4 protein-coding genes are annotated in these 3,791 nt (G+C 48.6%); 1 reads left to right on the top strand and 3 read right to left on the bottom strand.

The genetic code is table 11. From position 1 onward, the window contains the following. On the top strand, window positions 1–1,551 hold a 1,551-nt coding region (locus tag ACH2EH_RS16220; RefSeq protein ID WP_395143164.1), incomplete at its 5' end, for a recombinase family protein. 226 nt (window positions 1,552–1,777) lie between these two features. Here ACH2EH_RS16220 and ACH2EH_RS16225 read toward each other — a convergent pair. The 3 genes from ACH2EH_RS16225 to ACH2EH_RS16235 all read right to left on the bottom strand — a co-directional run. Then, on the bottom strand, window positions 1,778–2,479 hold the full coding sequence (locus ACH2EH_RS16225) for an ankyrin repeat domain-containing protein (RefSeq protein WP_395143166.1): 702 nt from the start codon (window positions 2,477–2,479) through the stop codon (window positions 1,778–1,780). After that, the gene (locus ACH2EH_RS16230) at window positions 2,476–3,513 is read right to left on the bottom strand and encodes an RHS repeat domain-containing protein (protein ID WP_395143168.1); all 1,038 of its coding nucleotides are present in this window, start codon (window positions 3,511–3,513) and stop codon (window positions 2,476–2,478) included. The genes ACH2EH_RS16225 and ACH2EH_RS16230 overlap by 4 nt, the downstream gene beginning before the upstream one ends. A gap of 81 nt (window positions 3,514–3,594) precedes the next feature. Further along, window positions 3,595–3,791: tetratricopeptide repeat protein (locus ACH2EH_RS16235; protein ID WP_395143169.1), on the bottom strand; the 197-nt coding region annotated here is incomplete at its 5' end.

Here is a 3,791-nt window from a genome sequence, read left to right on the forward strand (position 1 = left end):
CGCCTCCTCAAGGCTATCGAAACAGGACGCGCCGATGCCATTCTCACCTGGGCCATTAACCGACTCACTAGAAATCCCATTGATTCTGGCAGGCTCTCCTGGCTTCTCCAGAATGGCACTCTCAGTGTCATTCAGACCCCGGAGAAGCAGTATCTTCCCTCCGATAACGTCCTCATCTTCTCCGTCGAGACGGGTACCGCCAACCAGTACATCATCGACCTCAAGAAGAACGTCAAACGGGGCACCGAGACCAAGCTCTCCAAGGGCTGGTCGCCGCATCGTGCCCCAGAAGGCTATTTCAACAACCTCTACGAACATACCATCGAGGCCGACGGCGAGCGCTTCGAGCTGATCCAACGGGCCTGGCGGCTCCTGATCGCTGGCACTCACACTATCCACGAGGTAATCCGGGTGCTCAATGAGGATTGGGGCTATACCACCCGTCAGCGTCATAAGTCCGGCGGTGGCGCACTCTCGCGAACCTCGGCCTACAGCCTCTTTCGCAATCCGTTCTACGCAGGGTATTTCAAGCATGGCGGGCAGCTCTACAAAGGCAGTCACCCGGCCATGATCACTCTCACCGAGTTCGAGGCAGTTCAGGGTCGGCTTGGAGGACAACTGGGAAAGCCCCACGCACACGAGCGGCACATCTTCGCCTATGCGGGCCTTTTGACATGCGCCCGGTGCAAAAAGTCCGTGGTGGCCGAGCGTCAGACGGGGCGGTGGAAGCGCTACGATTACATTTACTACCGCTGTGGCAATCGCAACTGTGGAGCCGCTCAGATCACGGATGATGGAGAGAAGCCGCCGCGCCGTAGCCTACGCGAGGATATGCTGGAGCGGGAGATTGACGCTTGCCTAAGCCGAATTGTCATCACCCCAGAGGTGAAGGAGATCGTGACGGAGGCGCTACAAAAATGGGTGCATCAGGAGTTTGGAGAAATAGAGTCAATCTACAAGACGCAAGCGCGGTCGCTCGTGGAGGGCGAGAAGATGCTCTCGGAGCTGGTGGAGATGCGGCTTCGTGGCCTGATTGACGATGCACTATTCACCAACAAACAGCGCGAGCTGAAAGGGAACGTGAGCCACCTGCGGCTTGAGCTGGGACGGATTCAGGAGCGGCTGGACGTGACGCGTGAGACGCTAACAGCAGCACTGGACTTCCGCCTGACAGCGCGAACAGAGTTCCTGACAGGGAGTACTGAGCGGCGGCGTGAGATAGCACGGTCACTGGGCATTTCGTTTACCGTAGACCCCGAAAATCTTGCGGTCGTCATCGAGGTGAACCCGCTTCTAAACTACATGATTGGGCAGGAGCCCAGCTTGGCTACGGGTGATATAGGTTTGGAGATGGGTGATATTGCGTCCGAAAACGGCGTTCTCGAACCCCTAAAAATAGGCTCTGGAAGCCAAAAAAGAACCGCCCCCGAGGGAGCGATTCTTGTTGGCTGGCCAAGTGGGACAGTTACCGAAACTTTGTTCGGGATTTTCCAGTCGGTTTGGGACGGAAAATGTGGCTTTACTCGCCCCACCTGGCTGATCGCTCATTGAGGGTTGGAGCACCTTCTGCCTGATGGCATGAGCGAAGAATAACCGAACAAAAGGCGAACGTCAACGAGAGATGCGTGGAAATCGGATGTCTCGAATTTGCGTACAATGATACTCGGCTCCGCGAGCCTTGTTTGGCACTTTGATTTCGTCGATGCGTTTCTTGACCATAACCTGCCTCGACGGCCCGATACTCCAGCTCGCCTGCCTATGAGTACCAAGAAAACGGTCAATTTTTTGCACCGTTTTCTTTGAGTATTTCCACTATTTCTTCTTCATTATGCCTTTTTGCTTGTTTTAATGGTGTCCATCCAGAATCATCAATTACGTTAAGGTTCGCACCATGAGCCATCAATAACTTTATAATGTTCTTGTGATTTTTAAGATGTACATACATACCACCACTACCATCTCTAGAGATAAAACTATTTCCAGGCAAAACCGGAGCTTGATCAATAAGCAAAATCACAGGACGTTTCTTAAATTTAAAATTTGGATCAGCACCATTTAAAAGTGCTTTTTTTACAGATTCAGCATCCCCAGACATTATTCCCTTTACTAATAAAAGATTATCTCCTTTCGGAGGAACATCTATTCTATCTCCCATTCCAGATTCACCTCTATTATTACTACATCCAAATACTATATTAAAACATAAATATATAGCACAATACGACGAAATATAATAAATTACAGTCTTTTCTAGGCAATAAAATGAACTTGCATACTGTTCTATAATCTCAAAAAGACGCTTAATTTCGTGTAATTTCCTGCTTTGTCTTTTCAAAGATTTACCTAATGCCGATGTTGCACTGTTATAGTGTAATTTTTCTTTGATGCAAGAGAATATACTTATCGTTTTCATGTTAAATCCTACAATGTTAGCAAGTACACGTGTGCCAAAACAGAGAAAACTCCAATCCAAAATCATTTCACTTTTTCACCGAGACACTTCGAAATGGATTGTTTGAGCTTATTACTTATAGGACAATTCTTCTTCATAGCCTTTCTTAGCATACATAAAGTTGACAATCTATAAGCATCACACTCAAACCATGTACCCGGATCTGGAACATTCGGCGGGTAAACTTTATTTACACACTGCTCTTTATGTCTATGCTCATGTCTATACAGACAAGTATATAAACAAGGTGTTATTTCACGATCTTTCCCCCTATCACAATAAAATATACCGCAGTATTGACATTTACCAGTACTATCTGGGCAGGCTACAGTCTGCATATCCCACTGGTCACCTGGGCTATATCCACCAGGCAAACCAATATTAGGAGGAGACCACATCTTAGAACACATGAAGTTACAATTGCTTGCTTGCCCCTCTAAACTATCTGTAATAGAATCGCACTTAACATACTTGTCACAACGCTCGCTCATTCCTCCAACACCATCTACAGGATATGGTAATCCAATCCATTGGCCGGGAATTTGCAGACCAGGAATTTGTATAGGAATCAGCCCTCCAGGAATTTGTATAGGCGGCATAACATACCAATGACAATGGTTATTACCAATAAAATTCCCGCATTTATCGACATCCTTACCACAACATTCCGGCAAAAATCCAGATCTATCATAAAATCTAACTGGTGAAGAATTCGAATATATATAAGAATACCTCCATGGAAATAGTATAAATGGATCTTTACTTATCCATGCAGCATTTAAATTCCTATAATGCCTTGCTCTTACGTAATATGCATTTGAATCGTTGCGGTATCCCCACTTCCCATTCCACAAGAATTTAGGGTCCCCGCCCGTCCCAGTCTTCGCCAACTGTTCTCCATAGGGTTTGTAGCGATAGGTATTCTCGACTGTCCCTGCGCCAGTCACTGTTGCCGTGACGCTGCCAAGGGCATCGGTCAGATAGTCCAGGCGAGCGCCAGAGCCGACGACTTCCTCGCCCAGAATCTCGCCACCCACACTGTAGTAGTTCTTTACCGCCATCGTAGTCACCTCACCTAACGCTTTCTTCCCTTTATCTATCCGCTTTCCTATTTACCAGCCAACCGCCATGCCAACTCTTACTCATCGCCCTCTCCCGAGTGCCCGGCGTAGATTCTCCACCTGCTCCAGCGTCTGCACGTGGCTAGGGTTCAAGGCCAGCGCTCGCTCCATCCAGTGCAGCGCACCGGGCAGGTCGCCCTGACGCGTATGTAGCACTCCCAGGAAGAACGCCGCCTCAGACACGCCAGACGAGGCGAGCTGCAACAGGTGGGGCTGCG

The sequence above is a fragment of the Armatimonas sp. genome (assembly GCF_043760365.1).
GTDB lineage: Bacteria > Armatimonadota > Armatimonadia > Armatimonadales > Armatimonadaceae > Armatimonas.

Bases quoted from the DNA above. Each gene is read 5' to 3' on its own strand.
- ACH2EH_RS16225 (WP_395143166.1), bottom strand. From the start codon at position 2,479: ATGATTTTGGATTGGAGTTTTCTCTGTTTTGGCACACGTGTACTTGCT.
- ACH2EH_RS16230 (WP_395143168.1), bottom strand. From the start codon at position 3,513: ATGGCGGTAAAGAACTACTACAGTGTGGGTGGCGAGATTCTGGGCGAG.